The sequence below is a fragment of the Glycomyces algeriensis genome, from assembly GCF_027622855.1.
GTDB classification, from domain to species: Bacteria; Actinomycetota; Actinomycetes; order Mycobacteriales; family Micromonosporaceae; genus Glycomyces; species Glycomyces algeriensis.
Map to the genome: position 1 here is coordinate 21,375 of NZ_JAPZVR010000001.1, position 6,683 is coordinate 28,057.

Annotated in this window: 4 protein-coding genes; 3 read left to right on the plus strand and 1 reads right to left on the minus strand. The window is 69.0% G+C overall.

Annotated elements, in window-relative coordinates; all coding sequences use genetic code 11:
- Nucleotides 1–245: 245 nt before the first annotated feature.
- Both rpsA and coaE read left to right on the plus strand, forming a co-directional pair.
- Entirely contained in the window at nucleotides 246–1,739 is a 1,494-nt protein-coding gene (gene rpsA / locus O2L52_RS00095; protein WP_270113241.1) for a 30S ribosomal protein S1, read from the plus strand.
- A 74-nt stretch (nucleotides 1,740–1,813) separates the two neighbouring features.
- A complete protein-coding gene (gene coaE / locus O2L52_RS00100; RefSeq protein ID WP_270113242.1) occupies nucleotides 1,814–3,004 on the plus strand; it encodes a dephospho-CoA kinase in 1,191 nt (396 codons plus the stop codon).
- A 59-nt stretch (nucleotides 3,005–3,063) separates the two neighbouring features.
- Here coaE and O2L52_RS00105 read toward each other — a convergent pair whose 3' ends face one another.
- Nucleotides 3,064–4,425, minus strand: coding sequence for a hypothetical protein (locus O2L52_RS00105; RefSeq protein WP_270113243.1), 1,362 nt, complete (start codon nucleotides 4,423–4,425; stop codon nucleotides 3,064–3,066).
- Between the two features lie 126 nt (nucleotides 4,426–4,551).
- Here O2L52_RS00105 and uvrB point away from each other — a divergent pair, with 126 nt between their 5' ends.
- Nucleotides 4,552–6,612 carry an excinuclease ABC subunit UvrB gene (gene uvrB, locus O2L52_RS00110; protein WP_270113244.1) on the plus strand — a complete coding sequence of 687 codons (2,061 nt, stop codon included), beginning with the start codon at nucleotides 4,552–4,554 and terminating at the stop codon, nucleotides 6,610–6,612.
- Nucleotides 6,613–6,683 lie beyond the last annotated feature (71 nt).

Here is a 6,683-nt window from a genome sequence, read left to right on the forward strand (position 1 = left end):
GGGTCAAGGCGCCCGCTTGCCGGCCTTCAATGTGCGTGGCTGTCACCACGAGTCCCCGGCCCGGACTGGCGCGGCGTTATCGCGCACGGTAACCTGGGATGGCCTGGGCATGTCCGCGTCCTCAGAATGGAGTAGGACGCGTTGCCAGCGGCAAGGGCGGCCCGGGAACGAACTGCGAGCATTCGCGTCTAGCGAGGGCGCGGGCGCGAGCCCACGATTCTTACGTATCCGGAGCACCAGCCCACATGACGAGCAGCATCGAGGCCACCTCGAGCAACGCTGAGAACAGCACGGTCGAAGAAGTCTTTTCCGACGAGGAACTCCTCGCGGCGATCGACGCGACCATCAAATACTTCAATGACGGCGATATCGTCGAAGGTACCGTCGTCAAGGTCGACCGGGATGAAGTCCTGCTCGACATCGGCTACAAGACCGAGGGCGTCATCCCCTCGCGCGAGTTGTCGATCAAGCACGACGTGGACCCCGAAGACGTCGTCTCTGTGGGCGATCACGTTGAGGCCCTCGTCCTCCAGAAGGAGGACAAGGAAGGCCGTCTGATCCTCTCGAAGAAGCGCGCGCAGTACGAGCGTGCGTGGGGCACCATCGAGAAGATCAAGGAAGAGGACGGCGTCGTTCGCGGCTCGGTCATCGAAGTGGTCAAGGGCGGTCTCATCCTCGACATCGGCCTGCGCGGCTTCCTGCCCGCGTCCCTGGTCGAGATGCGTCGTGTGCGCGACCTGCAGCCGTACGTCGGCCGCGAGCTCGAAGCCAAGATCATCGAACTCGACAAGAACCGCAACAACGTGGTCCTGTCGCGTCGCGCCTGGCTCGAGCAGACCCAGTCCGAGGTCCGCACCGAGTTCCTGCACCAGCTTGCGAAGGGCCAGGTCCGCAAGGGCACGGTCTCCTCGATCGTCAACTTCGGCGCGTTCGTCGACCTCGGCGGGGTCGACGGCCTGGTGCACGTCTCCGAGCTGTCCTGGAAGCACATCGACCACCCGTCCGAGGTCGTCGAGGTCGGTCAGCCGGTCGAGGTCGAGGTCCTCGAGGTGGACCTGGACCGCGAGCGCGTCTCCCTGTCGCTGAAGGCGACCCAGGAAGACCCGTGGCGCCAGTTCGCCCGCACCCACGCGATCGGTCAGATCGTGCCGGGCAAGGTCACCAAGCTCGTCCCCTTCGGCGCGTTCGTGCGCGTCGAGGACGGCATCGAGGGCCTGGTGCACATCTCCGAGCTGGCCGAGCGCCACGTGGAGGTGCCCGAGCAGGTCGTCAAGGTCGGCTCCGACGCCATGGTCAAGGTCATCGACATCGACCTGGACCGCCGCCGGATCTCGCTCTCGCTCAAGCAGGCCAACGAGGCCTTCGTCGAGAACGAGGAGCAGTTCGACCCGACGCTGTACGGCATGGCCGCGCAGTACGACGACCAGGGCAACTACATCTACCCGGACGGTTTCGACTCCGAGACCGGCGAGTGGATGGAGGGCTTCGACGAGGCCCGCGAGGAGTGGGAGCGGCAGTACGCCGAGGCCCGCACCCGCTGGGAGGAGCACGGCAAGCAGATCGCCGAGCGCGTCATCACCGAGGCTCCCGCCAAGCCCGCCGAGGGCGAAGCGGCCCCCAAGGGCGACAAGAAGGGCGGCAAGGCTCCTGAGAAGAAGTCGGCCCCGGCCGAGCCTCAGGGCACCCTGGCCACCGACGAGGCGCTCGCGGCTCTCCGCGAGAAGCTCGCCGGCAACTAGGTTCGTCGCTCGTTTAGCTGAATTACACACTGCCCGTCCCAGGCTGTTGGTCTGGGGCGGGTAGTGTTTTATTTGTGCTTAGAGTCGCATTGACAGGTGGCATCGGAGCCGGTAAGAGCACGGTCGCAGCGAAGCTGTCTGAGCTAGGGGCCCGCGTCGTCGACGCGGATGCCCTCTCCCGCGAGGTCGTCGCCCCGAACACCGAGGGGCTGGCCGCGGTGGTCTCCCGTTTCGGTCCCGGAGTGCTCGACGCCGACGGCGCGTTGGACCGCGCCGAACTCGCGAAGATCGTCTTCAGCAGCCCGCCCGCCCGGGCGGAGCTCGAGGCGATCGTGCACCCGCGCGTTCGGGCCCGTGCCCGTCAGCTCACCGATGCCATGCCCGAGGACGCCATCGTCGTCCAAGACATTCCGCTCCTGGCCGAAACAGGTCAGGCGCCCGGCTTCCACCTCAACATCGACGTGGAAGCGCCGCGAGAGCTCAGGCTCGAACGGCTCGCCGAGCGGGGCCTGCCCCGCGCCGACGCCCTCCGCCGGATCGACGCCCAGGCTTCCGACACCGAACGCCGCGAGGTCTGCGACGTCGTGATCCACAACGGCGGCGACCTGAACGAACTCGAGCACCGGGTCGAGCTCCTGTGGGTCGACCGCATCGTGCCGTACGCCGAGAACCTTCGCGAGAGCCGCTACGAACCCCGGCCCGAGAAGATCCAGCTCGTCGAGACCGACCCGCAATGGGCGCGTCGCTTCGAGCACTTGGCCGCGCGCCTGCGCCGCGTCCTCGGGCCGAGCGCGGTGCGCATCGACCACGTGGGCTCGACGGCCGTCGCGGGCCTGCCCGCGAAGGACGTCATCGACATCCAGGTCACGGTGGTGGCGCTGCCGATCGTGGACGCCTTCGCCGAAGCGCTCGGCGACGCCGGCTTCTACGGCAAGGCGCTGAACGATTCGCCGAAGCCCGAGTTCCCGGACCCGCTGGACTGGGAGAAGCGCTTCTACGGGTACGCCGATCCCGGCAACATCGCCCATGTCCACTTCCGGCCGATCGACAGCCCGGGTCAGCGGTTCGCGCTGCTGTTCCGCGACTGGATGCGCGCCGACCCGGCCGCTCGCCGGGACTACGCGCAGGCCAAGGGCGTGCTGGCGACCAAGGTCGATTCGACCGCGGACTACGCCGAGGCCAAGGAGCCCTGGTTCGACCATGAAGGCTGGCCCCGCGCCAACCGCTGGGCCGCCGAGACCGGCTGGCACGCGCCGGTCTGCTAAGCGGAGGTGATTGCGAAAGGGCCCGGCCGAACGGCCGAGCCCTTTCAGCGTCTCCGGTGTCAGCCGATTTTTTCGGCGAGCTCCCAGGGGATCTCGACCATTGGGAAGTCCTCATCGGACAGTTCTGCGCTCGCGACACCGTAGAACGACACCATCTCGACCTCGCGCAGTTGCTCGCTTTCGAGGTGGTAGCGGAACGCCGAGCGGCCCGCGGCAGCTTCGGCGTCGCCGGCGACCGGGAACTCGACGACCTTCACCTCGGTGCCGTCGACGTCGTCGACCCGGAGGAGGAACGCCTTCTCCGCAATCACGTCCGCGTCCTCGGCCTCCTCGGCGGCCATCTCCAGGACTCGGAAGACCAGCGATTCGACCGGGCCGAAGTGCTCGGCCGCGTCCTCGTCGGTGAGCGCGTGCGCCTCCCAGCCCTCGGTGGGCGGCGTCTCGGGCAGCTCGTCGCCCTCAGCGGCGGCGGTCGCGTAGCCGCCGGGCCGGGCCAGGAGCAGCCGCTGGCCGTTCGCGTCCGTCAAGTGCAGGTACGCGGTCATGGTGCGCCAGTCGATCGAGCCGCGGCCCGTGGTCACCTGGCCGTCGCCGGTCGGCACCGTGAGCTCCACCTCGGCGGTGTCCTCCCAGTTGCCCTTTCGCACCTCCGCGATCGTCGCCGCCAGGTCCTCGTCGACCGCGGTGGGCGCGATCGCCGGGCCGCCCAGCAGGTCGTTGGCCGTGAGACCGCTCGCGTCGAACTCGACGTCGCGCAGGAAGTCCACGGCCGAGAGGCGCTCCTCGCCGGTGTTCACCTGGAAGCGGCGGAGGTTCCCGTCCGCGTCCAGCGAGTACAGGGCCTCCGGGCTCGCGCCCTGGGCGGTCCCGGGAGCGGTCTCGACCATGATCGGCGCGCGGAAGGAGTCGACCGGCTCGCCGTCGATGACCCCCTCCTCCCGCCATGTGGCCTGCTTCGCCAGCTCGGCGGGGTCGTCGGCCTCGGCACTGCTCAGCGTGAACAGCGACGACGCGAGGATGTCGACGGTCGTCTCCAGGGGCGTGACAGCGCCCGCGAGCATCTGCCGGGTGGTCCAGCCGTCCTCGGGGACGCGCAGCTCGCTGAAGGCCGCCTCATCGTCCGCGCGGGTGGCGATGAGGCCCGGTATGGCCTGGATCAGCCGGTGCCCGCCCTCGGCGTCGGGAACGCGCGCGTACAGCATCGGCTGCTGCCAGTCGACGAACCCGTCCGCCGTGACCGTCCCGCCGCCGGTCGGCACGCTGATGCGCACCGCCACCGGCTCGGAGCCGTGGTTGCGCTCGCGCAACCCGGCCAGGAGCGCGGCCTCCTCCTCGTTCACGGGCCGCTCGGCGTTCGCACCGCCCGGGCTGCACGAGACGGCGAACCAGCCGGCGACGGCGATCGCGACGATGATGGCCATGACCCACATCAGGGCCGATTTCCAGGGGACTGCGGTAGTGGAGCTCACGCAGGGACCAACGAGCCGGACCGGGAAAAGTCACCGCCGATCGCGAACTGTGTCGTACCCCGGCGCTACGGTTGGGCCGTGGCATTCGATATTCCGCGCGCCGAAGGGCGCTTCGAGGTGGTAGCCGACTGGGAGCCGTCGGGGGACCAGCCGACCGCGATCGCCCAGCTGACCGAACGGGTCGAGAGGGGCGAGCGGGACGTGGTCCTGCTCGGCGCGACCGGCACCGGCAAGTCGGCCACGTCCGCGTGGCTCATCGAGAAGCTCCAGCGCCCCGCGCTGGTGATGGTCCACAACAAGACCCTCGCCGCGCAGCTGGCGAAGGAGCTGCGCGAGCTCCTGCCGAACAACGCGGTCGAGTACTACGTCTCGTACTACGACTACTACCAGCCCGAGGCGTACGTCGCGCAGTCCGACACCTACATCGAGAAGGACGCCTCGATCAACGAGGAGGTCGAGCGGCTGCGCCACCGCGCCACCTACTCGCTGCTCACCCGCCGCGACGTGGTCGTGGTGGCCACCGTCTCGGCGATCTACGGCCTCGCCACCCCCGCCGAGTACCTCGAGCAGGCCACCGAGGTGGCCGTGGGCCAGGAGTGGGACCGCGACAAGCTGCTGCGGCGGCTCGTCGACGTCCAGTACGGCCGCAACGACGTCGCGTTCACCCGCGGCACCTTCCGGGTGCGCGGCGACACGATCGAGATCATCCCGGCCTACGAGGAGCTGGCGATCCGCATCGAGATGTTCGGCGACGAGATCGACCGGCTCTACTACCTCCACCCGATCACCGGCGACGTGATCCGCGAGGTCGACCGGGTGCTCATCTTCCCCGGCTCGCACTACGCCACGGGCAACGAGCGGATGGCCCGCGCGATCCGGGACATCGAGGTCGAGCTCGAGGAGCGCCTCGCCGAGCTCGAAGGGCAGGGCAAGCTCCTGGAGGCCCAGCGGCTGCGCATGCGCACCGTGTTCGACCTGGAGAACATGAAGCAGATCGGCACCTGCAACGGCATCGAGAACTACTCCCGCCACATCGACGGCCGCGCCGCGGGCACCCCGCCGCACACCCTGCTCGACTACTTCCCGTCCGACTTCGTCACCATCGTCGACGAGTCGCACCAGACCATCCCGCAGATCGGCGCGATGCATGAGGGCGACGCCTCGCGCAAGCGCAACCTGGTGGACTTCGGCTTCCGGCTGCCCAGCGCGCTCGACAACCGGCCGCTGCGCTTCGACGAGTTCCGCGAGCGCGTGGGCCAGAGCGTCTACCTCTCGGCCACCCCGGGCAAGTGGGAACTGGAGCAGACCAAGGGCCAGTTCGTGGAGCAGGTGATCCGCCCCACCGGCCTGGTCGACCCGCACGTGGAGGTGCGCCCGACCAAGGGCCAGATCGACGACCTCATGTACGAGATCAACGAGCGCGCCAAGAAGAACGAGCGCGTGCTCGTCACCACCCTCACCAAGAAGATGGCCGAGGACCTCACGGACTACTTCATGGACAACGGCATCCGGGTGCGCTACCTGCACTCGGAGGTCGAGACCCTGCGCCGGGTCGAGCTGCTGGGGGAGCTGCGGCGCGGCGACTACGACGTCCTCGTCGGCATCAACCTCCTCCGGGAGGGCCTCGACCTGCCCGAGGTCTCGCTGGTGGCGATCCTTGACGCGGACAAGGAGGGGTTCCTGCGCTCGGGGACCTCGCTGATCCAGACGATCGGCCGCGCGGCCCGCAACGTCTCGGGCACGGTGCTCATGTACGCCGACAAGCTCACCGACTCGATGAAGGCGGCGCTGGACGAGACCGACCGCCGCCGCGAGAAGCAGATCGCCTACAACAAGGCGCACGGCGTCGACCCGCAGCCGCTGCGCAAGCGCATCGGCGACATCATGGAGGACCTGTACGAGTCCGCCGCCGACACCGCGAGGCTGGTCGACGAGGACCCGTGGGCGACCCTCCCGAAGGGCAAGCGCGAGCAGGGCGCCGGGAAGGTCCGCTCGGAGATCCTCAAGCAGCTCGACGAGCGCAACGAGCAGATGCTCGCGGCCGCAAGGGAACTCAGGTTCGAACTCGCCGCCGCCTACCGGGACGAGATCACCGATCTCAAGCGCGAACTCCGAGAAATCGACGAAGCCGGAGCTTAGAGCGAAGCGAGCGGCCCGCGCCGGGGAGGGCGGGGGCCCCGCGGGGCGGGCGCCGGGGGCGGGGGGGGGGG

What these genes read in the sequence shown, in the direction of transcription:
- rpsA (WP_270113241.1), top strand. Translation starts at nt 246, where the DNA reads ATGACGAGCAGCATCGAGGCCACCTCGAGCAACGCTGAGAACAGCACG.
- O2L52_RS00105 (WP_270113243.1), bottom strand. Translation starts at nt 4,425, where the DNA reads ATGGCCATCATCGTCGCGATCGCCGTCGCCGGCTGGTTCGCCGTCTCG.